19 protein-coding genes are annotated in these 21,186 nt (G+C 60.1%); 10 read left to right on the top strand and 9 right to left on the bottom strand.

Annotated elements, in window-relative coordinates; all coding sequences use genetic code 11:
- Both AAIS01_RS25350 and mhpT read right to left on the bottom strand, forming a co-directional pair.
- The coding region (locus AAIS01_RS25350; RefSeq protein ID WP_343471212.1) for a chromate transporter at positions 1–542 on the bottom strand (542 nt) is incomplete at its 3' end.
- 120 nt (positions 543–662) lie between these two features.
- Positions 663–1,880, bottom strand: coding sequence for a 3-(3-hydroxy-phenyl)propionate transporter MhpT (gene mhpT, locus AAIS01_RS25345; RefSeq protein ID WP_343471211.1), 1,218 nt, complete (start codon positions 1,878–1,880; stop codon positions 663–665).
- 335 nt (positions 1,881–2,215) lie between these two features.
- Between mhpT and AAIS01_RS25340 the strand changes: the two genes are divergently transcribed.
- Positions 2,216–3,526 (top strand): OprD family porin, encoded by a 1,311-nt coding sequence (locus AAIS01_RS25340; RefSeq protein WP_343471210.1) that lies wholly within the window; start codon positions 2,216–2,218, stop codon positions 3,524–3,526.
- Between the two features lie 103 nt (positions 3,527–3,629).
- Here AAIS01_RS25340 and AAIS01_RS25335 read toward each other — a convergent pair whose 3' ends face one another.
- The 4 genes from AAIS01_RS25335 to AAIS01_RS25320 all read right to left on the bottom strand — a co-directional run bounded on the left by AAIS01_RS25335 (position 3,630) and on the right by AAIS01_RS25320 (position 7,411).
- The gene (locus AAIS01_RS25335; RefSeq protein ID WP_343471209.1) at positions 3,630–4,130 is read right to left on the bottom strand and encodes a lipocalin-like domain-containing protein; all 501 of its coding nucleotides are present in this window, start codon (positions 4,128–4,130) and stop codon (positions 3,630–3,632) included.
- A gap of 51 nt (positions 4,131–4,181) precedes the next feature.
- Positions 4,182–5,570, bottom strand: a complete 1,389-nt coding sequence (locus AAIS01_RS25330; protein ID WP_343471208.1) for a tripartite tricarboxylate transporter permease — start codon at positions 5,568–5,570, stop codon at positions 4,182–4,184.
- Positions 5,567–6,043 carry a hypothetical protein gene (locus AAIS01_RS25325; protein WP_343471207.1) on the bottom strand — a complete coding sequence of 159 codons (477 nt, stop codon included), beginning with the start codon at positions 6,041–6,043 and terminating at the stop codon, positions 5,567–5,569. Before AAIS01_RS25325 ends, AAIS01_RS25330 begins: the two co-directional genes overlap by 4 nt.
- A 69-nt stretch (positions 6,044–6,112) precedes the next feature.
- A complete protein-coding gene (locus AAIS01_RS25320) occupies positions 6,113–7,411 on the bottom strand; it encodes a hydroxymethylglutaryl-CoA reductase, degradative (RefSeq protein WP_343471206.1) in 1,299 nt (432 codons plus the stop codon).
- Between the two features lie 137 nt (positions 7,412–7,548).
- Between AAIS01_RS25320 and AAIS01_RS25315 the strand changes: the two genes are divergently transcribed.
- Positions 7,549–8,919 (top strand): aminotransferase-like domain-containing protein, encoded by a 1,371-nt coding sequence (locus tag AAIS01_RS25315; protein ID WP_343471205.1) that lies wholly within the window; start codon positions 7,549–7,551, stop codon positions 8,917–8,919.
- Between the two features lie 33 nt (positions 8,920–8,952).
- Here AAIS01_RS25315 and AAIS01_RS25310 read toward each other — a convergent pair whose 3' ends face one another.
- Positions 8,953–9,195, bottom strand: a complete 243-nt coding sequence (locus AAIS01_RS25310; protein ID WP_343471204.1) for a hypothetical protein — start codon at positions 9,193–9,195, stop codon at positions 8,953–8,955.
- A gap of 530 nt (positions 9,196–9,725) precedes the next feature.
- Between AAIS01_RS25310 and AAIS01_RS25305 the strand changes: the two genes are divergently transcribed.
- The 7 genes from AAIS01_RS25305 (at position 9,726) to AAIS01_RS25275 (ending at position 17,369) form a co-directional block, all read left to right on the top strand.
- The gene (locus AAIS01_RS25305) at positions 9,726–11,468 is read left to right on the top strand and encodes an OPT family oligopeptide transporter (RefSeq protein ID WP_343471203.1); all 1,743 of its coding nucleotides are present in this window, start codon (positions 9,726–9,728) and stop codon (positions 11,466–11,468) included.
- A gap of 91 nt (positions 11,469–11,559) precedes the next feature.
- Positions 11,560–12,000 carry a tryptophan-rich sensory protein TspO gene (gene tspO, locus AAIS01_RS25300; protein WP_343471213.1) on the top strand — a complete coding sequence of 147 codons (441 nt, stop codon included), beginning with the start codon at positions 11,560–11,562 and terminating at the stop codon, positions 11,998–12,000.
- A 319-nt stretch (positions 12,001–12,319) separates the two neighbouring features.
- Complete coding sequence (locus tag AAIS01_RS25295) at positions 12,320–13,024, top strand: heavy metal response regulator transcription factor (RefSeq protein ID WP_343471202.1); 705 nt, start codon at positions 12,320–12,322, stop codon at positions 13,022–13,024.
- Entirely contained in the window at positions 13,021–14,397 is a 1,377-nt protein-coding gene (locus tag AAIS01_RS25290) for a heavy metal sensor histidine kinase (protein WP_343471201.1), read from the top strand. The genes AAIS01_RS25295 and AAIS01_RS25290 overlap by 4 nt, the downstream gene beginning before the upstream one ends.
- A 133-nt stretch (positions 14,398–14,530) precedes the next feature.
- A complete protein-coding gene (locus tag AAIS01_RS25285) occupies positions 14,531–14,791 on the top strand; it encodes a DUF2790 domain-containing protein (RefSeq protein ID WP_186653136.1) in 261 nt (86 codons plus the stop codon).
- A gap of 45 nt (positions 14,792–14,836) precedes the next feature.
- Entirely contained in the window at positions 14,837–15,892 is a 1,056-nt protein-coding gene (locus AAIS01_RS25280; RefSeq protein WP_343471200.1) for an oxidoreductase, read from the top strand.
- 70 nt (positions 15,893–15,962) lie between these two features.
- A complete protein-coding gene (locus AAIS01_RS25275; RefSeq protein WP_343471199.1) occupies positions 15,963–17,369 on the top strand; it encodes an NTP/NDP exchange transporter in 1,407 nt (468 codons plus the stop codon).
- A 5-nt stretch (positions 17,370–17,374) separates the two neighbouring features.
- Here AAIS01_RS25275 and AAIS01_RS25270 read toward each other — a convergent pair whose 3' ends face one another.
- Entirely contained in the window at positions 17,375–17,869 is a 495-nt protein-coding gene (locus AAIS01_RS25270; RefSeq protein ID WP_343471198.1) for a DoxX family protein, read from the bottom strand.
- A 230-nt stretch (positions 17,870–18,099) separates the two neighbouring features.
- On the opposite strand from AAIS01_RS25270, the gene AAIS01_RS25265 reads away from it, so the two are divergent.
- The gene (locus tag AAIS01_RS25265) at positions 18,100–19,008 is read left to right on the top strand and encodes a LysR family transcriptional regulator (protein WP_343471197.1); all 909 of its coding nucleotides are present in this window, start codon (positions 18,100–18,102) and stop codon (positions 19,006–19,008) included.
- Between the two features lie 11 nt (positions 19,009–19,019).
- Here the strand turns inward: AAIS01_RS25265 and AAIS01_RS25260 are convergent, their stop codons facing one another.
- Entirely contained in the window at positions 19,020–21,155 is a 2,136-nt protein-coding gene (locus AAIS01_RS25260) for a xanthine dehydrogenase family protein molybdopterin-binding subunit (RefSeq protein ID WP_343471196.1), read from the bottom strand.
- Between the last annotated feature and the right edge of the window lie 31 nt (positions 21,156–21,186).

Here is a 21,186-nt window from a genome sequence, read left to right as displayed (position 1 = left end):
AACAGCACGAGGCCGATGATCGCTGCGATGGCAATGACCGTTACCTGTCCCCATGCCGTCGGCATCAGGAGGACGAAGCAGGCCGCTGCCGCCATGAGGGTGATGCGCGGTGCATCCGGGCAAAGATTGCGCGCCATCCCCCATACCGCTTGGGCCACCACGGCGACCGCCACCACCTTCAAACCATGCAGCACGCCGGAAGGCAGCGCATCGCCGTAACGGGCGATGCCCAGCGCAAACAGAATCAGGGCAATCGCTGACGGTAGTGTGAAGCCTGCCCATGCGGCGGCCGCCCCGGCGTAGCCAGACCGTGACAGCCCGAGCGCGATCCCGACCTGGCTGCTGGCGGGCCCTGGCAGGAACTGGCACAGAGCAACCAGATCCGCATAGCTGCGTTCGCTCAGCCACTGTCGCCGCGTCACGAACTCTTCGCGAAAATAGCCCAAGTGGGCAATGGGGCCACCGAAAGAGGTCAAGCCCAAGCGTAAGAAAATCAGAAAGACCGCCCAAGGGCTACGGTCAGTTCCAGCGGGATCGGCCATGGTCACACCTGGGGTTGTGGCAGTGTGGGGGCGATCATAATCCAATTACATTAACGAAAAACGATATATAGGCGAGCACCACCGAACGCTGACTGAGCGGGCGGTGCGCCCCTGCGGTTATCAGGCTTTGGCCTTGTTCATCGAGACGGTCAGCGGGGCAGAGCGGACAATGACGCTGATGACCGTCAATGCCGCAATCACCAAACCGGGCGAGGTGGCCAGCAAGACACCGGTGGTGCCGGCTCCGGCCGCCAGAATCTGCCCGGCGGCCAAAGGGCCGGCCACCGAGCCCAAACGACCGATCGCTACCGCTGCGCCAACGCCGGTGGCCCGCACCGACGTCGGGTACGAAGGTGGCGCCAGGGCGTAAAGCACCAGTTGCGCGGCCATCACGAACAACCCGGCTGCAAAGCCGGCGATGGCCATCGGAACGATGCCCACGGACAGGCCGACCCCGCCCAGCGCCGCCAATAACCCGGTGTACACGAACAGCACCACCTTGATGCCGTTGCAGCGATCCAGCAACAGGCCGCCAAGCAGGGAGCCGAGGGCACCGCCGATATTGAACAGCATCTGCACCAGGCCTGCCTGGGGTTTACTGAAGCCCTGTTCCAACAGCAGCGAGGGCAGCCAGTTGAGCAACATGTACATCACGGTCAGGGTGAAGAAGTAGCTCAGCCACAACGCCAGGGTCACGCCGGCCCGGCCTTCACCGAACAAGGCCTGGCCGGTTGAAGTGCGCGTGGGGTTGGCGGTGTCTTGTTGCTGGCGAAAGGCGCTGGACTCGGGCAGCAACACCATCATCAGTGGCACCACCAGCAACGGCGCGAGCCCGCCGATGATGAAGGTCGTCTGCCAGTGTTCGGGAAACAGCATGGCGACCACCGCCGCCAGAGCCCCACCCAATGGCACGCCGGCATACATGATGCTGATGGCCGTACCGCGCCGTTGCTCGCCCACGGCTTCGGCACACAGGGCAATCAGGTTGGGCAGGGCGGCGCCCAAGCCCAGGCCAGTCATGAAGCGCACCAGCAGCAGGCTGGAAAAAGAGCCGACATAGGCCGTGCTGAGCGAAAACACGCCAAACAGCAACACCGCGGCGATGAGGATTTTCTTGCGACCGATGCGATCGGCAATCCAGCCACCGAAGAAGGCGCCCGGCAGCAAACCGATGATGCCGGCACTGAACACCCAACCCATCATTTTCGGGTCCAGGGCGAAGGTCTGGCGCAGCCCTGCGGCGGCAGTGCCAGCAGCTTGCAGGTCAAAGCCTTCAATCAAAGCGACGATAAAACACAGGGCAATGGTCAGCGTCGTGCGACGTGATGGGGTGTCCATGGCAAACCTCTTTATTGTTTTTGTGAGTGTGCTGACGTGCACGCAGGCTTGCTCGCATCCCGCTATGTCAAGCCGCAATTAAGATTAACAAAGATAACTAAAAAATGAACATTCATGAAAATGACTTGGAAAAAACCGAATAAATCTATGTGGATCAATAGGATGACACCTACGTGTTGTCTTATTTTAAAAGTAGATACGAATATTAACGTTCGATTATCGGCCATTATGGATTGACGGCGCTTCAGGCTTTTCCCACTCTCAGGCCCAAGAGATCCCAGGGACGTACCTGGCGATCCCGTTCAAAAAACAACAACAATAAGTGGACATCGACCATGACGGATTCACCCCGGGGCGTCTTTGCGACGGTCTCAGTCTCACCTCTTTGCACGCAACGTCTGGTTCTGCTGGGCTTGTGGGTGATTGCCACCCCAGCCCTGTCGGAAGGCTTCATCGACGACAGTCATGGCACATTGACCTTGCGCAACTTCTACCTGGATCGGGATTACAAGGACGAGGGGGCAAAAACCGCGGCTCGGGAATGGGCTCAGGGCTTCATCATGAATGTGGAGTCGGGTTTTACGTCGGGCATTGTCGGTTTCGGCCTGGACGCCCGTGGGTTGATGGGGGTCAAGCTGGACTCCTCACCGGACCGCAGCGGCACTGAATTGCTGCCGGTGTCCAGCAGCGACAAGCGCGCGGCGGACGAATATTCGCGCCTGGCCATGACCGGCAAAATGCGCTTTGCGCAAACCACGGTGAAGAGCGGCGATGTGTCGATCTTTCTGCCGTTCGCCTTCGCCAGCCCCTCGCGGTTGCTGCCGCAGACGTTTCGCGGCACCACGCTCAGTTCCAAGGACATCGACGGACTGACGCTCAATACCGGCTACATCGATCGCATCAACAAGCGTGACTCCACCGACTACCAGCCAATGAGCATCGCTTCGCCGAACGGTCGTTTCAACGGTGCGGCCACCTCATCGCACATGGCCTATGTCGGTGGCGATTATCAGGTAAACAAAGACCTCAGCCTGCGGGCTTATCACGCTGAAGTAGCCGACCTGTACCAGCAGAACACCCTGGCCTTGCTGCATAACGTGCAAGTGGGCGAAGGCACGTTGACCTCCGATCTGCGCAGCTTTTTCAGCGACGAAGAGGGCAGTGCCAAGGCCGGCAAGGTGGACAACCGCAACCTCTCAGCGTTGTTCGGTTATCGCTTTGGCGGTCATCGCCTGAGCCTGGGTTACATGCATGCCAGCGGCGATACAGCGACGCCTTATGTGTCAGGCACTGAGTTGATGGGCATGAGCGAGTTGACCATGAGCTCGGACTTTCTCAACGCCAAGGAACGGACCTGGCAGGCGATCTACGATTATGACTTCGCCGCCGCCGGGGTGCCCGGCTTGAAGAGCCGGCTGCGTTACGTGCGCGGTGACAATATCGAACTGGCGGCACTCAATGCCGACGACCGTAAGGAGCGGGAATTCCAGATGGAACTGGGCTATGTGATCCAGGGCGGTCCGCTGAAGAATGTCGGGTTGATGGTGCGCAAATCGATCTATCGCAACGACTTCCCGGCCGGGGCGGCGTTTCGCGATGAAAACCAGACCCGCTTCCTGGTGCTCTACACGGTGCCGATCTGGTAAGCCGTGGGGCAAGTGGATACCCGCGTTGCGCAAGCGTGGGCTGAGCTGTGCTCAGCTCACCTTGGATTGAGCCGGCCCGGTCTGGGCTGCTCGCGACGCACAGCTACTTCACCCGCTCAAAGATGATATGGACCTTCGTACCATCGGGACGCTGGAAATTTTCCACCATCCGGTTGCCCTCGACTTTCAGTTGCAGGTCATCTTGAGTACGTGTCGCGCCCACCCAATTCGGGAACGTCGATCCTTCGACGGTATTGCCGGTGAATTCACCGTTCTGGTCGACGGTATATCGTCCGAAAAAACCGATGCTCCCAGCCATCGCTGCTCGGTTTTCCTCATCGGTTCCTTCGCCCCGAACGCTGGATCGAAACGCGGGCACTCGCGGATCGGTGAGCACCTCGACAAACGTCAAATCTTCAGTGAACACCAGCCATCCATGTGGATTGGGGCCGTACGCATCCGATCGGATGCCCTCGCGTTCAATGGTTGCGCTGACCATTTTCCATGTTCCGACCAGTGGGCTTTTCGTAGCGGAAAACGCTGCGGTGCAAAGCGAAAAGGCCATGATCGCACCCGCTGCCAGTACCGATATTTTCAGAGTCATTCGCATCACCGTTGTGGGTTATCTGAACACTGTTGTAGAGGGTTAAAAACATCACGCATTCATCAGGGCAACCAGGGCGGGAACAGACAGTACGGCTGTGTAATAGCCCATGAACTGCACACCGATGTTGAACCCCAAAAAGCGTGAGAGGAAACCGCCCAGCAGGCCGATGGTGACGATCACCAGCAACCCCAGCAGGCCACCTTCCCAAATGCCGATCACCAGGATCAGGCCGACAAAGGTCGAGATCACCGCTTCGTGACTGATCTTGCGCGACACGTAGGACGCGGCTCTGTGGGCGTAATTCATGGTGAAGGGGTAAGCGATCAGGATGGCGACGACCACCGCCAATAACCCGTAGCCAAAAAACTCCCAGGTGCTGAGCAGTGAATGCAAGTTGTTCACCTCGCCTGTCGCCGCGTCCACGCTAAAGCGCGGCGGAGCGTTGAACAGTGGCGCTGCCGGGCCCGCTGCGACAGGGCTCAGTGGCAGGCCGAAGGCGATCAGCGGGATCAAGGCTTCGGCCAGGTAGGTTGATTCCGTAACGCCGTTTCGGGCGGTGATGACCGTGGTCAGGCGATGGTAGACATGCTTGACCCTCGAACCGACGAGCTCGCCCATGATGACGGTCATGGCCACCGGACTGAACACAAAGGTCGCGCTGGAGATCACCGCAGTAATGGCCGTCCACAGGCTCTGCTTGCTGTCCAGAACCCTGAGCGGATTAGGAAAAAATCCGCCCCAGCTTTTTACGTCGGGCGACAGGGAAAACGTGCGCACTTGTTGGCGTCGCATGGTTTCCCGCTCGGCGGGCGCGAGCAGCGAGAACAGCGCGGCGATCAACGGGCCAATGGCGATGCCCAGAAAGTAACTGACACTGAGCTTGACCCCGAACTGTGCGGTCATGGTTTGCAGGCCAACGATGATCATGACGAACGGAATCAACGTCAGCACGGCCGCCAGACGACCTTTGGAGAACCACGCGATCGCCACCGCCGCGAGCAGGAACACCCAAGGCGCAGCCTGCTTGATCATGTCCCCGAACGGCGCCAGCATCAGCGCGAACAATACGGCCATTGGCACGGCGATCAACGCGGCAATGACCGCCCCGGAAATCATCTTGCGCAGGGCAATGTGGGGCACGCCCAAGTTGCGCAGAAAGTTGGCCTCGCGCATCAATGGCGTCGCCATGGTGTCGCCAGGAATACCCAGCAACGCCGTCGGGACAGCATGGGTCATATGTTTGGCGACGGCGCCGGCCAGAAAGAACGTCAGCACGCCGGGGGCCGGGACACCCAGCAGGACGACCAGCAAGGTCAAAGGGGCGAGGGTGGTGGTTTCATCGCTCCCGGAGATGAGCCCGATCCCGGCAAAAATCACCGCCCCCAGGATCCCCATGCCCAGTGCCATCAGGACCTGATCCATCAGTGGAACGATCATGATTGACCTCCATTGCCACTGACTGCGCCGACCCCAACGGCAGCGGTTGCAGCAGGACTTTTCGCGGGCGCACCAAGGCCTTTCTCGTAATCGGCGAACAGATCATACAGGTCCATTTCACGCAGTTCCGCGATCGTGGCCGGCGGCAGATCAGCCAGACTGCCCAGTGGGCCGTACTCGTTCTGCAACTCAATCAGGATTTTTGCGCGCCAGGCCGGATCAGCCAGGTGTTCTATGACATGGCGCTTGGGTTTGAAAAGCAGCGCACTGATGGCGCCACCTGCCAGGCAGCCCACAATCCCTACCAGCATCGCGTAGGCGCGGGCCATCTGCGCGGAGTCCACCCAGCCGACAAGCAGGTGCTGGGCGATAAAAAAAGCGCCAAGGCTGACGGCTGCACCAATGCCTATGGAGTAGAGCAGGTGGCGACCATCAACCGTGTCGCCCCATACTTCGAATAGTTCGGATTTCATCAGGATTCTCCCACTGCCCCTGGAGGGTTTTATTGTTATGAATGTGAAGAGATGTGCTTGTGTTCGTGGCTACGAGTCCGACGCCTGCGCGCGTTTTTGCTCAAGAAGTTCAGCGGCTTTGTCCGAGCGTACGTCCCGAGCCTGAACCATCTGCGTGACCAGCCAATCGACCTCATCGCCCCTGGCTCCTGCCGAAAGCGCAATGTTGCGGGCATGCAAGGCCATGTGCCCGCGTTGTATCCCCTCGGTAGACAGCGCACGCAACGCCCCCAGGTTTTGGGCGAGGCCGACCGCCACGGCTATCTCGGCAAGTTCCTGAGCGGTTTTCACGCCCAGGATGCGTAACGACAATTGCGCCAGCGGGTGAGTCTTGGTCGCGCCGCCGACCAGGCCAACGGGCATGGGCATTTCCAGCGTTCCCACCAGATGGCCCCTGCCATCTTTTTCCCAGGTCGTCAGTGACCCGTAATGTCCGTTACGACAGGCATAGGCGTGTGCCCCGGCTTCCACCGCGCGCCAGTCGTTGCCGGTGGCGACGATCAATGGGTCGATGCCGTTCATGATGCCCTTGTTGTGGGTGGCTGCACGATAGGGATCGACCACTGCAAAGTTGTAAGCATCGAGAATGCCTTCAATGACGTCTTCACCCCGGTAGGCCTTGGTGGTGAGATGTTCCGGTGCAATGCGGATCTGGGCCCGGGCAAGCCGCAGGTCGGCCAGGTTCGACAGAATGCGCAGGCGTACCTTGCCGCCAGTGATCTGTTCCATCAACGGGGCCACGGCTTCAGCCATCGTGTTTACGGTATTGGCCCCCATCGCATCGCGTACATCCACGATAAGGTGGGCAACCAGCATGGGGCCGCGGGGGCTCTGGGCGAAGGTATGCACTTCGATATCGCGGCAACCGCCACCCAACTGGTTCAGCAGTTGATCCTTGCGGTTGGCCAGTTCGATGATTTCGTCCTTGCGGCGCAACAGACTCAGACGGGCATTGAAGGGATCGTCGATGTCTACGATCTGCACTTGCGCGCGCATCAGCGGCAGCGAGCTGGAGGTCTGGAAACCGCCGGCTTCGCGCGCCAGTTTGGCCATGAACGAGGCGGCGGCGACCACCGAAGGCTCCTCGACGACCAACGGCACGATGACGTCGCGGCCGTTGATCTGGAAGTTGCTCGCGACAGCGTAGGGCAATTCAAATTTCCCGATGACGTTTTCGATCATGCCATCGGCTATTTCCAGGGGCAGGGCGCCGGCATCGCGAAGCAGGGCAACATCAGCTTCTGCAAGCTCAAGCAGCTGTTGCAAGTGGTTCAAGCGTTCGGCTGGCGACAGGTTACGGAACATCGGGAGGCGGGAGTCGATACTCATGGAAGGCACCCAGTTGCAGTTATTGTTTTTCAATGCCTGCCACCCTATGCGTATGTGTCCTGGCAAAAAAGGTACAGTTTGGACAGACAGTACCTAAGCTGTACCCTCTGCGAATCATTCATCCAGGACTTCGTACAATGGCGCGACTGACGCTTGCCCAGGAGCTGACGGCTTCATTGGTTGCGCAGATCGGCAACGGCACCTACCAAGTGGGGGACCGTTTACCGTCCTTGCGCGAGTGCATGCGTTTGTTTGGTCATTCGAAAAATACGGTGATCAACGCTTATGAATCGCTGGCCTCCCAAGGGCTGGTCGAGGCGCGTCACGGGCAGGGGTTCTTCGTGACACGAGGTGCGCCGAGCAGCAGCGAACCGGAAGAGCCGCTGCCCTTTACCCGGGCGATGGACACCATCTGGCTGATGCGCCAGCAATTTGTCCGTGAGCCGGGTCACTCGCCCTTGGGTGAAGGTTTTCCGCCTGTAGAGTGGCTGATGGATCTGCGCTTGGACAAGTTCACGCGCCAGATCATGCGCATGGGGGTCACCACGCTTTTTCGCTACGGCAACCGGCTGGGCAACGCTGCACTGCGCCAACACCTGGTGCAAAAACTGGCGAGCTATTCAATTACCGCCAGTGCGCGGCAAATCGTAACGACCCATGGGGCCAATCACGCACTGGATCTGATCATCCGCCGTTTCATTGCCCCCGGGGATCACGTTTTTGTCGAGGATCCAGGCTATTACCCGCTGTTTGGCAAGCTGCAACTGCAAGGGGCGCGGATGTTATCCGTGCCCCGATTGCCGGACGGGCCGGACCTGGACGTGCTGGAGCAGCATCTTCTGTTGCACAAGCCGAAATTATTTTTCATTCAGTCGGTTGGGCACAATCCGACGGGCTCCGATATCTCCCCCGGCAAAGCCCATCGACTGGTCCAGTTAGCCCATGAGCACAACTTTATCCTGGTGGACGACGACGCGTTGGCTGATTTCAAACCGGCGTCGGCCATCAAGGTGTCTGCGCTGGATCAATTGAACCGTTCACTGTACGTGGGCAGTTTTTCCAAATCGGTTTCTGCGGCATTGAGGGTGGGGTTTATCGCAGGAAGCAAGGACGTCATCGACGAACTGGGTGATCTGAAAATGCTCCTGCACACCAGCACTTCGGAGCTGTGTGAGCGAACCATTGATGTCATCCTGACGGAGGGGCATTTTCTGCGACATCAGATCCGCCTGCAGGAGCGGCTCAAGAGCGCCACTGCGGCAGGTTTGCAGATGCTCGATGAGATAGGCGCCGAGGTGTTCTTTCGGCCAGAGCAGAGTCTGTATCTGTGGGCCCGGTTTGCCCACATTGACGACGCCAGGGAGCTGACCCGGCAACTGCTGCCGAAGGGATTCATGATTGCTCCTGGTCACATATTTTCACCGGAGCAGTCGCGTATCAATCCCTGGACGCGATTGAATGTCGCGTACCTGAATGACCCGTTGCTTAAGGCGGTGTTGAGTGGCTGATGGCTCACCGCTCACCGCTCACCGCTCACCGTGCTAAGGCTGGGTGTGCGCGCCGGTTGAAACAACGCTTTCGTTGCCGTCTACGCCCCGCGCCTCAACCGGCACCCAGAGGCGCTCACTGCGACATTTGAATTTCACGCTTTTGCGCGGCGCCATCGCCCGGGCGTTGTCCATGCACACCGCCCTGGAGGCAAAAGTCGGCCCCGGCTTTCGCTCTTCTACACAACCTTCAACGCCGCTGCAGATCGCCATAACCACAAAATAAACAGTCATCATCCTGAATGCTCCTATAGAGCGATGCGATTAATTGCTCTGCCGTCAGGCCCTGAAATGCTGGCGGTGACAGTCGGATGATGGGCCTGCTTTCAAATCCTCAGCAATGGCCCGCACGGTCCAATCGTCGGAAAAACGTCGTTTGTTCAGTTTTTTTCAGATTTCAAATATCGGCGCCAATTCGTTGGCGTTTTTCGCGGGGCAAGCGGGTATTCCCTATGGAAAACGCGACAAGGGAAAAAATCTGAGGTCTGCCATCAGCCGTAGTTAATGAGTCGGTTTGACCCGTTGCGCGATGAGTGTTGTGATTGCCCTCGGCTGGGCACCTGCTCAGGCTTGATCCAGAAAATGGGTGATGAACAGGAGCAGCAGTTGAACGCGACTTCTTAACCCCCCCGCGAACGCCTGGGCAGGAACGTCCCGTGCTGGCAGGGGCTTCTCGCAGTCATGTGAACCTTCCGCCAATGCAGCGCTCATTTGTTAAGTCGCCGCGTTGAGTGATCGCGCTGTCTCATTGCCGATAAGGAATTCGCATGCACCCAACCTCGCCAACCATCGCCCTGGCTTACCCTGTCGAACGTGAACTCAGTCTGCGAGCGGTCAGTACCGGCATCGTAATCGGTATCCTGTTGACGCCCTCCAATGTCTACGCCGGCCTCAAGATCGGCTGGTCATTCAACATGTCGATCATTGCCTTGCTGATCGGCTATGGCATCTGGCAAGGCCTGGCCAAGCGTTCGGCCGCTCAACTGCCTTGGACGCTGCACGAAAGCAACATCAACCAGACCGTGGCCTCGGCCGCTGCGTCAATCATTTCCGGTGGGCTGGTTGCGCCGATCCCGGCCTATACCTTGCTGACCGGTCAACAATTGGACGTCATCCCGATGGTCGCCTGGGTGTTTTCGGTGAGCTTCCTGGGGGTCTGGATCGCCTGGTACCTACGGCCCTCATTGCTCAACGACAAGGCGCTGAAATTCCCCGAGGGCATGGCGACCCTGGAAACCCTCTTGCACATCTACAACCACGGCCACGAAGCGGCGAAGCGCTTGAAGGTGCTGCTCAGCGCTGCGTTGCTGTCGGGGTGGGTCAAAGGGGTTGATACCTTTCTGTGGGCCTTCCCGCGCTGGTCGCCGACCCCGCAGTTGGAACGCCTGACGTTTACCGCTGATCCTTCGCTGTTGTTGGTCGGTTTTGGCGCGATCATCGGGATTCGCGTCGGCCTGACCCTGCTGCTCGGCGCTTTGCTGGCGTGGGGCGGGTTGGCGCCGTGGCTGCTGGCGCAAGGTCTGGTGCAACTGCCGCCGGACAGTAGCGGTCCGCAGTTCGCGGCGCTGGTGGAGTGGTTGCTGTGGCCGGGCGTGAGCCTGATGGTCTGTGCGACCCTGACCTCTCTGGCGATTCGCTTGTGGGCCTTGCACAAGTCCACCAGGGCAGGCGGTGGGACGACCTGGGTGCCCCCCAAGGCGGGGCCCGCCACCGGTTTCCTGCTGGCGATTATCTTGGTGGTGAGCTTGCAAACGCTGTTGTTCGGCATCAACCCGTGGATGGCCTTGTTGACCATTCCCTTGGCGATCTGCCTGGCGGCTGTGGCCGCCCGTGTGGTCGGCGCCACGGGCATTGCCCCCATCGGGGCCATCGGACAATTATCCCAACTGAGTTTTGGCATCGTCGCCCCGGGGCAGGTGCCGATCAACTTGATGAGCGCCAACACCGCCGGCGGTTCGGCTGGGCAATGCACGGACTTGATGAACGACTTCAAGGTGGGCCGGGCGATTGGCGCCACGCCGGGCAAGCAGTTGATCGCGCAAACCCTGGGGATATTCGTCGGCAGCATCGTCGGGGTGTTGGCCTACCTGGCCCTGATCCCGGACCCGCAAGGGATGTTGCTCACCCAGGAATGGCCGGCCCCGGCGGTCGCCACCTGGAAAGCCGTGGCGCAAACCCTGACCCTGGGGCTGGACTCACTGTCAGCGAGCATTCGCTGGGCGGTCATCATCGGCGCCGTGGCCGGCTTGCTGCTAGGGATCCTCGACAGTGTACTGCCCGCGCACCGGGCCCGTTACCTGCCAAGCACGGCGGCTTTGGGCCTGGCCTTCGTCTTGCCAGCCTCGGTGTCACTGATGATGGCCCTCGGCGCGGTACTCACCTGGCTGGTGAGCTGCCGCTGGCCGAGCCTTGCAGAACGCTTTGCCATCACCGCGGCGGCGGGGTTGATTGCCGGGGAGAGCATTACCGGGGTGGGGGCGTCGTTGTGGCAGATGTTCGGGAATGGGTAAGGGTGGGGAACGTTCGTCTACGCGCTGATGACTCAATGATTCCAGCATGACCGCTCTACACCAGACGATTAACTTGAACCAAGGGCAGATGATGACTTTCTTTATTTTTCTCCTGGCCTGTGGTGCTGCGGCGAGCACCGGCATCCTGTTCAAACCCGGCCCATGGTACGAATCCCTCGCCAAACCCAGCTTCACACCGCCCAACTGGCTGTTCCCGGTCGCCTGGGCGTTGATCTACCTGCTTCTGGCTTGGGCAGGGTATCGCTTGACGCTGATACCGGGCAGCCAAGTGGTGCTGGCATTGTGGGCGGCGCAGATAGCCCTCAACACCTTATGGACACCAGTATTTTTTGGCGCGCATCAAGTTTTCGCAGGCATGTTGATCATCACACTGCTGTGGCTTGTCGTGGCTGCGATGGTGGTGTTGGCATTGCGCCTGGACCTGATCACCGGTCTGATCCTGTTTCCCTACCTTGCGTGGCTCTGTATCGCTGCGGCGTTGAACTTTTCCATCTGGCGCGCCCACCGCTGAGGGGACACTCACATAGACATACCGAAGCGCACCCTGTGTTTTGGCCGCACGGCCATCGTTGACTGCGTGGCGGTGATCGTTCAACGATATTTGTCCAGGGCTAGTGCCCGCTAAGCGCCCTGCGCAAACGCTCCGGCCCTATTCGTTTTCTGCTCAGCCGATTCTGACAAGAATGTCAGGAAGCGGTCAGTTTGTGGACACCTTCATTGTCTAGACTGGCGGAGGGTAGCTACAGGCTACTTTGCAGGTCGTGTGCAAAAATAACGCAAACCGGGCTCCTGTTTGTCTGGTTGTCCCGCTTTCCGAGAGGAGTTACCTGATGCGCCTGCTCATCGTCGAGGACGAAGAAAAGACCTCCTCCTATGTGCATCGTGGCCTGAGTGAGCTCGGCTACATTGTTGATGTGGCGAGTAACGGTATCGATGGGCTGCATTACGCGCTGGAGATGGAGTATGACGTCGTGATCCTTGATGTCATGTTACCGGGCAAGGACGGCTATGGCGTGCTGGAGGGCTTGCGCCTGCAGAAGAAAACCCCGGTCATCATGTTGTCGGCCAGGGGCACGGTGGATGATCGCGTTCGCGGATTGCGCGAGGGCGCTGATGACTACCTCGGCAAACCCTTTTCCTTTGCCGAACTGGTCGCCCGCGTCCAGGCATTGATCCGTCGGCGCACCGCAGACTCGGCTGACCTGACCCATCTGCGCATCGACGACCTGGAGGTCGACCTGCAGGCGCGCAAGGTGACCAGGGCCGGCCTGCGGCTGGACCTGACGGCCAAGGAATTTTGTCTGTTGAGCCTGCTGGCGCGCCATCAAGGAGAGATTCTTTCCAAAATGATGATTGCCGAGCAGGTCTGGGACATGAATTTCGACAGTGATGCCAACGTCGTCGAAGTGGCGATCAAGCGTGTCCGGGCCAAGGTCGATGTACCTTATTCGCGCAAACTGCTGCATACCGTGCGGGGCATGGGCTATGTACTGGAAAGCCGTGAAGCCGACGGCAGACAAAGTGGTACGTCATGATGAAAGGATCGATATCCAAGCGGCTCGCCCTGATGTTTGCGCTTTCGGTCATGCTGATCACCGCGATCAGCGCGACGCTGCTGCGCTGCTCCTTGAAGACGTCGCTCGAAGAGCAGATGCAAAACGAGTTGATTCTGCGTCATTCCGTCCTTGATCCGGTGCTCGCAAAATACGATTCACCGGCGTTCTGGATCGGCTTGCGGGAAAAGCTGGACGGCCTGACGCCCACGGATGAGCGGGTGCGTTATTGGGTCTTGGTGGACAACCCGGCCTACAGCTATGGCGGGGGGATGCCGGACGGCCAGGATTGGTCGAAGCGCCCGGATGGGTTCTTCAGCATGGCGATACCCGAACGGGATCGTCCCATGGTGCTGCAAGTCAAGACCATCCCCGCCATGGGTAATCGCCCGGAGTTGCGCTTTATCGTGGGGCTCGATTCAACGCCGTTCATGAAGACCCTGGACCATTTCACCAAGACGCTGATCCTGACGTCGGCGCTGGGCGTCGTACTGGTGGCGCTGTTGGGTTACTGGATCGCGCGTTTCGGCCTGGGACCGGTCAGGCGCCTGAGCCGTCAGGCCAATAGCCTGCCGCCGGGTGATTCAAAGCAGCGACTGGACACCGAGGCACTGCCCGACGAGTTACAGGAACTGGCGGTGTCGTTCAACGGGGCCCTGGCTCGCCAGGAGGCCGCGTGGTGCCAGCTCGAAGGGTTCAATGCCAATGTCGCCCATGAGTTGAGAACGCCGCTGACCAACCTGATCGGGCAGACCCAGGTCGCGTTGGCTCACGGCCGTGATGTGGCTGAGCTTCAGGATCTGCTGCAGTCGAATCTGGAAGAGCTTGAACGCATGGGCACCATCGTCAATGACATGCTGTTCCTGGCGGGTGCGGAAAGTGGGCAGCGTGCAACCGAGCTCAGTGATGTCTCGCTCTACGAGGAGGCGTCAAAGACGGTGGAATACCTTGAGCCCGTGTTGCTCGACAAACATTTGAACGTGGCGATCGAAGGCGACATGTGCGTGCGCATCGACCGGCGCCTGTTTCATCGCTCCCTGGCCAATCTGCTGCACAACGCAGCGCGTTACGCGGTACCGGGGAGCACCATCACGGTGAATCTGGTCAGCCACGGTATGCAGGTCGAGGTGAGCGTTTCCAATGCGGGTGAGCCCATTGACGACGTGCACCTGCAGCGCTTGTTCGAGCGTTTCTATCGCGCCGATGTCGCCCGGGCGCGAAGCGACGCGCACCATGGCCTGGGTCTGTCCATTGTGCGGGCAATAGCGTCCATGCACGGTGGACGAGTGTTCGCCCACAGCAAGGATGGCTTCAATACCTTTGGATTTTCCCTGATCAGCCAAGCAGCCCGCTAGTCATCGTCACGCGATGCCCGGCGTGGCTCGCCGGCGTTTGACATCTTCCTGTCAGTCAGCAGTCACCTTGACGTCAGTCGCCCCTCCTTAGAGTGCTACGACCATCCCGGTAAGGACAGTCGTGGAGTCCACTATGAATATTCAAAACGTGTCGATAGCCAGTCTTCTGGCATTTATCACTCTGAGCGGTTTGCCTCTGTTTGCCGAAGAAAAAAACGATGTTCCCGCCTACGAATATGGCATGCCGCTGGACATCGCCAGGGTCATCCGCATTGAAGAACCGAAGTCGCAGGTGTGCGAGGTCGTGCGCGCCAAGATGACTTACGTGAATACCCAGGGGGTCACCGAGCGCGTCAGCTTTCTCCAGCAGTCTGAGGTGTGCACGCTCCAGTGACCGTCCGGCGGTGCTGGTTCTTCATCCAAATAAAGGGCTAAAACCATGAGCATCAGAACAGCAGCAACCGAAACTGGCCTATCGAATCATTTGAGCCGACTGGTGAAGCTGGCTCGAACACTGACCGTTGGCGCCGTGCTGCTCAGCGCGGTCAGTATCGATGCGTCCAGTCGCGCCGAGCCGAAACCGGACTGGTCGACCCGCGACATGCCTTCCCAGAAAGGTCGAATTGTCCTGATCACCGGCGGCACGAGCGGCATGGGCTACGAGGACGCACTGGCACTGGCGCGGGCCGGCGCCGACGTGATCATTGCTGCGCGCAACCCGGAGCGGGGCGCGCAGGCCATCGCGCAAATCAAACAGTCCGTACCCGACGCCAAGGTGCAGTTCGAGGCCGTGGATCTGGCCAATCTTTCATCGGTACGCGACTTGGCCCAGCGTCTCAACCAGAGACTGCCGCGCCTGGATGTATTGATCAACAATGCCGCCATCATGGCGCCTCCTGAGCGGGGCGTCTCTGCGGATGGCTTCGAACTCCAGTTGGCGACCAACTACCTGGGTCACTTCGCGCTGACTGGCTTGCTGGTGCCGTTGTTACGTCAAAGCCAGGACGCCCGCGTGGTGAGCCTGTCGAGCATCGCCGCAGCTCGCGGAACAATCAACTTCAACGACTTGCAAGCCGAGCAGCAGTACCAGCCACTGGCCGCTTATGCGCAATCCAAACTGGCCATCCTCCACTGGACATTGGCCTTGCAGCAGCGCAGCGAGGCCGAAGATTGGGACATTCGCAGTATTGCTGCGCATCCTGGCGTCGCCGTCACCGAGTTGGTCGCGCGTGGACCGGGTCTGAACAGCGAGTTCGGCCAGCGATGGGCCAAGGATCGCGACGCCTACCATTCCGCTGCACAGGGGGCGCTGCCCACCCTGTATGCCGCCACCGCACCTGAGGCGGTGGGTGGTGCCTATTACGGGCCGACCGGTGACGATGAAAAACGCGGCCCGCTGGGCTTCGCCAGGCTGCCGCCGGCCGCCACCGATGAGGCAGATGCCGAACAGCTCTGGAGCATCTCCGAGCAACTGACCGGCGTTACCTACCGCTGATCAACGCTTGGGCACGGCAATCCGTTCCGTGCCCAGCCCCTCTGGCCTGTTGCGCCTTCCAGGAGTTTCCATGCGTACGCCTTCCTACCTGCATCGGCTGAGCCACGCCGTTAACGCCCGTGATGATGAGCTGCGCCCGGCGCTGTGCGGGTTCTTGTTGTTTCTCTGCCTCTTCACCGGCTACTTCATGCTGCGCCCGATACGTGAATCGATGGGCATCGCGGCGGGCGTGGAGAATCTGCAATGGCTGTTCACGGCGACTTTCCTGGTGATGCTGGCGGCCGTTCCTCTGTTTGCCTGGGTCAGCTCAAGGGTCCCGCGCCTGCGTCTCGTCGATTGGGTGTATGGCTTCTTCGGGATCAACTTGCTGATGTTCGTCGAACTGTTTGAGTTTCAATCGGACAGTGTCTGGCTGGCCCGGACTTTTTACGTATGGATATCGGTTTATAACCTGTTCGTGGTGTCCGTGGCCTGGAGCCTGATGGCGGATGTGTTCGACAGTGAGCAGGCCAAGCGTTTATTTGCTTTCATCGCGGCCGGCGCGAGCATCGGCGGGCTGCTGGGGCCGGCCCTGAGCGCGGCACTGATTGACGCCATCGGCGCATCGGGGTTGATGTTTCTGGCGGCCCTGTTGCTCGGTGTCACGTTGGTATTGAAGCGCGCGTTGATGGGATGGCGCGAAAAGGGCGGGGCTGGTCGGCCCGGTGCAGCGCCGACGCAAAGCCCCAGGCAGCCACTGCAGGGCAACCCGTTCAGCGGTTTGACGGCGGTGCTCAGGTCTCCCTATTTGTTGGGGATTGCCGGGTTCGTCGTGCTATTGGCGACGGTCACCACCTTTCTCTACTTCGAGCAGGCGCGCCTGGTGGCCGAACATTTCCCAAGTCGCGAGGCGCAAGTCCGGGTTTTCGGCACCATTGATTTCATCGTGCAGGCAGGCGCCCTGGTCTCTCAGTTGTTCATCACCGGACGCATTGCGCCCAAGTTGGGGGTGCGTGCGTTGCTGGCGATCGTGCCGCTGCTCATGTGCATCGGGTTCGTCGGCCTTGCGTTGGCCCCCGGCTTCGCGCTGCTTGCAGCATTGATGATCGTGCGACGAATCGGTGAATACGCGTTCGTCCGACCGGGTCGGGAAATGTTGTTCGCACCCTTGGACGCCGAGAGTAAGTACAAGGCCAAAAACTTCATCGACACCGTGGTGTATCGCGGGGGTGACGCCGTGAGCGGTTGGGCCAAGAGCCTGCTCGACATGCTGGGGCAGGGCGCCGGCCTGGCGGCGCTGATTGGCGCCGGTTGCGCGTTGCTGTGGGCCTACCTGGGGTGGCAGCTGGGACAGCGTGCTGATAATCGGCAGGATGCATTGGAGGTGGGGACTGGTGCCGCCATGTCTACAGAGAGCGGCACGTCCTTCGCCGTTGAGCGAATGGATCCGCACGCCGAGCTCGTGGCCGACCGACATCGGCGGCACCCATTACCTTGAAGGGATCAGATTTCACGACCAAGCAAGCGGTCCAGTGAATGACGACCGGCCCCCTTGAAGGCGATATACGTGAAAAGAAAGCCCATCAATACCGGGTATTCGATGCCTCGGTCTATCCAGGGCCAGTTCGGGCCAAGGATGTAGGCGATCGCCGCCATCTGTATGGCCATCGCCACTGCCAATGGCCGGGTTGCCAATCCTAGGGCTAGCAGCAATCCACCCAAGCCTTCCAGCCAGGCGACGAACAGGCCCAATAGTTGGGGGAATGGCAAATGCAGCACGTTTTCGATCAAGTGAATCGAACCGGCCATGGGGTCGGCCATTGACCCGTGTGAAGTTCCCAAGAGCTTGGGCAAGCCATGGGTCACCATGATGATGCCCAGGCATAACCTGAGCATTGCATAAGCCAGAGGCTCGCCCGATTGGTAAAAAACACCCACGGCCGGAAAGAGCAGCTTCGAGGGCTGTTCAGCATGGGGAGCAGGAGAGGTCGGTTTCATCTGAATGATGTCCTGGGTTGGTTTTATCAAAGGCTGACGAGGAGATTGTGGTGTCTTCCTGTCGATGGATAAATCGACCGGGCTGCAATGACAATTCACCTCCCATGAACAATCGGCGCACCGTGCCCCCTTGCGCCGTCGTGAAAGTAATACTGATTGCTTCAAAGGGCTGGATTAGTCAGGTATCGCAGGTAAGACTGTTCATCCCTCACCCATAAAAGGCGTCAACGATGGACAAATTCGATGCCTTGCAACTGTTCATCCGCATCATCGAGCAAGGCAGCTTTACTCGTGCAGCCAATGGTCTGGATATCCCGCGGGCTACGGCGACGCTGGCCATCAAGCAACTGGAGCGCCAACTCGGGGCGCGTCTGCTTGAGCGAACAACCCGGCAGGTGCGGCCGACACTCGACGGCCAGGCCTTCTATGAGCGGTGCAAGGCTGTGCTCGCCGATCTGGAGGATGCCGAGTCTTCACTCAGCACGGTCGTGGCGAATCCACGCGGCACCTTGCGTCTGGATTTGCACGGCAGCCATGCGACCCGGATCATCCTCCCGAACATCCAGGATTTTCATCGGCGCTATCCCGAAATCAATCTGGTCATCAGTTGCGGTGACCGGTTGGTGGACCTGGTCAGCGAAGGCGTCGATTGCGTGGTCCGTGCAGGTAATCCGCGTGATTCTTCGCTGGTGGCCAAGCGGCTGGCGTTGATGCCTGAAGTCGTCTGTGCCAGCCCCGGCTATCTGGCCGAACACGGCACGCCAACGTCTCCACAGCAGCTTGCTGAACATCAGGCCGTGGGCTTCTTTGCCAGCAACCACGACATACGTTACCCCTTCACCTTCGTCATTGACGGCCAGGCGGTCGAGCTGGAGCCGGGCGGCTGGATTTCAGTGAATGACGCCGAGTCCTACTGCTGCTGTGCGTTGAACGGCTGCGGACTGATCCAGGTGCCGCGCTTTCGCGTGGAGCAATACCTGGCGTCAGGGGCGTTGGTCGAGGTCCTCAGTGATTGGCCCAGTCCCGGACTGCCGATTTCGGTGCTGTATCCGTATCACCGCCAGCTCTCCCCGAGACTCAAGGTGTTTGTCGAGTGGGTGAGCGCTCTTTATGTCGAACGTTTTGGCCCCCTGACCTGACGGCCTTCGCTTCATGCGCTGCTCGATGGACGCAACGGCAGGTCACGCAAGCGTTGACCCGTCAGCGCGAAAACCGCGTTGGCCACGGCCGCAGCGATAGGGGGCGTTGCCGGTTCGCCTACACCGCCAGGGCTCTCGGTGCTGGGCAGTACATGCGCCTCGATCCGCGGCATTTCGTTGATGCGCAGTACCCGGTAATCGTGAAAGTTGGATTGTTGGACCCGGCCCTCCTTGATGCTCATCTGCCCGAACAACGCTGCACTGAGACCGAAGACAATAGCGCTTTCCATCTGTGCCTTGATGTTGTCAGGGTTGACCGGGATGCCGCAGTCGATCGCGCACACCACGCGATGTACGCGGATATTCCCCCCTTCGATGGAAACCTCCACCGCTTGAGCACAGTAGCTGCCAAATGATTGATGCACGGCGAAGCCATGGCCGCGTCCGGGTGCCGGCGTGCGCCCCCAACCGAAGCGTTCGGCGGCAAGGTTCAACACGCCCAGGTGCCGTGGGTCCGATTCAAGCAGCAGGCGTCGATACGCCAATGGGTCCTGCCCGGCGGCGTGCGCCAGTTCATCCACCGCGCTCTCCATGACGAACGCGTTGTGGCTATGGCCAACGGAGCGCCAATACCACACGGGAATGTTCGACCGGGGGGCGTGCGCTTCGACCCGATACGCCGGGCTGCGCATGATGTAGGGCGAGTCGCTCATGCCTTCGACAGACGTCGGATGAATGCCCGGCGCATCCGGAAATATCGACTGACCCGCCGAGGTTTGCGACCAGGCCACCGGTCGCCCGTCCGACCCCAGGGCAACACGCAGGTGTTGGGCGAAGGCTGAACGGTAGTATCCACCTTGCATGTCATCCTCGCGGCTCCAGAGGGTCTTCACCGGCACGTTCACAGCCTTGGCGACCTCCACCGCTTCGGCAATGAAATCCTGCAACGCCCGCCTGCCAAAACCGCCGCCCAGGAAGGTGGTGTGAATACGTATTTGCTCAGGGGCAAGGCCGGTGATCTTCGCGGCGGTTCGTTGATTGAACGTTTGCATCTGGCTGCCGACCCAGATGTCACAGCCGTCGTCGCTGAGCTTCACGGTGCAGTTGAGTGGCTCCATTGTGGCGTGCGCGAGGTAGGGCACGGTGTAGGTCATCTCGATTATTATTTGGGCCGTCTTCTGTGCTGACTCGACCTCGCCGTGTTGCGTGACGACTGGGCCCGGTGTGTGGGTCAGGGCGGTCAAATCCTGGCGTTGCTGATCGCTGTCGAGGATGACGGTGCCGCTTGCAGCCTCCCATTGCACTTGCAGCGCATCGCGCCCGCGCTTGGCCGCCCAGTAATGATCAGCGACGACCGCAATGCCGCTGGGGATCTGAACCACATGGCGTACGCCAGGCAGTGCCTTGGCCTGGGTCGCATCGAAGGTGCGGACCCTGCCGCCGAGCATCGGCGCCCGTGCAACCACGGCGCAGAGCAAGCCGTCGAACTGGATGTCGATGCCATACTTCGCGCGACCGCTGATCTTTTCTGGCGAGTCCAGCCGTAAGGCGCCCTTGCCGATCAGCGTCCACGCCGCCGGATTTTTCAGGGGAAGCGTCGCCGGATCTGGCGACGGCAGCGTGGCGGCCTGTTCGGCCAGTTCGCCATAGCGCAGACGGGTATTGCCGGCGATGACCTCGCCATGCTCTGTGCTCAATGAGCTGGGTGCCTGGCCGAGACGAATGGCCGCCGCCTGGATCAACAGCGTCCGCGCCATTGCGCCCGCCCGGCGATAACGCTCGAACTCATCACGAATGCTGGAAGAGCCGACCGTGCCCTGAAACCCCCGCCGGAGACTGGCATAGACGGCGGCGGCCGGCGCATGCTCGACCTTGAGTGTGCTCCAGTCAGCGTCCAGTTCTTCGGCGATGAGCAGGGTCAGGGTGGTCCAGACCCCCTGACCCATCTCGGCATGAGCCAGGAAAATGGTGATGCTGTCATCCGGTGCTATGCGCAGGAAGGCATTGGGCGCAAATTCGGCGGACTCCAGGTCTTGCGCCATCAGGCGTTTGCCGGCGGGCACCGTGAAACCGACAATCAGGCCAGTGCCGAGCACGGCACCAGACTTAAGAAAACTGCGACGAGAAGAGACAATCGTGGCATTCATTGCAGAGCACTCCCTGGCTGAAAGGTGGCTG

It is taken from the genome of Pseudomonas halotolerans, from assembly GCF_039581215.1.
Classification (GTDB): Bacteria; Pseudomonadota; Gammaproteobacteria; order Pseudomonadales; family Pseudomonadaceae; genus Aquipseudomonas; species Aquipseudomonas tehranensis.
Note: the sequence above shows the minus strand (reverse complement) of the source record. Positions and strands in the feature narration are given on the sequence as shown.

Coding starts and splice junctions, on each gene's coding strand:
- mhpT (WP_343471211.1), bottom strand. CDS start 1,880: ATGGACACCCCATCACGTCGCACGACGCTGACCATTGCCCTGTGTTTT.
- AAIS01_RS25340 (WP_343471210.1), top strand. CDS start 2,216: ATGACGGATTCACCCCGGGGCGTCTTTGCGACGGTCTCAGTCTCACCT.
- AAIS01_RS25335 (WP_343471209.1), bottom strand. CDS start 4,130: ATGACTCTGAAAATATCGGTACTGGCAGCGGGTGCGATCATGGCCTTT.
- AAIS01_RS25330 (WP_343471208.1), bottom strand. CDS start 5,570: ATGATCGTTCCACTGATGGATCAGGTCCTGATGGCACTGGGCATGGGG.
- AAIS01_RS25325 (WP_343471207.1), bottom strand. CDS start 6,043: ATGAAATCCGAACTATTCGAAGTATGGGGCGACACGGTTGATGGTCGC.
- AAIS01_RS25320 (WP_343471206.1), bottom strand. CDS start 7,411: ATGAGTATCGACTCCCGCCTCCCGATGTTCCGTAACCTGTCGCCAGCC.
- AAIS01_RS25315 (WP_343471205.1), top strand. CDS start 7,549: ATGGCGCGACTGACGCTTGCCCAGGAGCTGACGGCTTCATTGGTTGCG.
- AAIS01_RS25310 (WP_343471204.1), bottom strand. CDS start 9,195: ATGATGACTGTTTATTTTGTGGTTATGGCGATCTGCAGCGGCGTTGAA.
- AAIS01_RS25305 (WP_343471203.1), top strand. CDS start 9,726: ATGCACCCAACCTCGCCAACCATCGCCCTGGCTTACCCTGTCGAACGT.
- tspO (WP_343471213.1), top strand. CDS start 11,560: ATGACTTTCTTTATTTTTCTCCTGGCCTGTGGTGCTGCGGCGAGCACC.
- AAIS01_RS25295 (WP_343471202.1), top strand. CDS start 12,320: ATGCGCCTGCTCATCGTCGAGGACGAAGAAAAGACCTCCTCCTATGTG.
- AAIS01_RS25290 (WP_343471201.1), top strand. CDS start 13,021: ATGATGAAAGGATCGATATCCAAGCGGCTCGCCCTGATGTTTGCGCTT.
- AAIS01_RS25285 (WP_186653136.1), top strand. CDS start 14,531: ATGAATATTCAAAACGTGTCGATAGCCAGTCTTCTGGCATTTATCACT.
- AAIS01_RS25280 (WP_343471200.1), top strand. CDS start 14,837: ATGAGCATCAGAACAGCAGCAACCGAAACTGGCCTATCGAATCATTTG.
- AAIS01_RS25275 (WP_343471199.1), top strand. CDS start 15,963: ATGCGTACGCCTTCCTACCTGCATCGGCTGAGCCACGCCGTTAACGCC.
- AAIS01_RS25270 (WP_343471198.1), bottom strand. CDS start 17,869: ATGAAACCGACCTCTCCTGCTCCCCATGCTGAACAGCCCTCGAAGCTG.
- AAIS01_RS25265 (WP_343471197.1), top strand. CDS start 18,100: ATGGACAAATTCGATGCCTTGCAACTGTTCATCCGCATCATCGAGCAA.
- AAIS01_RS25260 (WP_343471196.1), bottom strand. CDS start 21,155: ATGAATGCCACGATTGTCTCTTCTCGTCGCAGTTTTCTTAAGTCTGGT.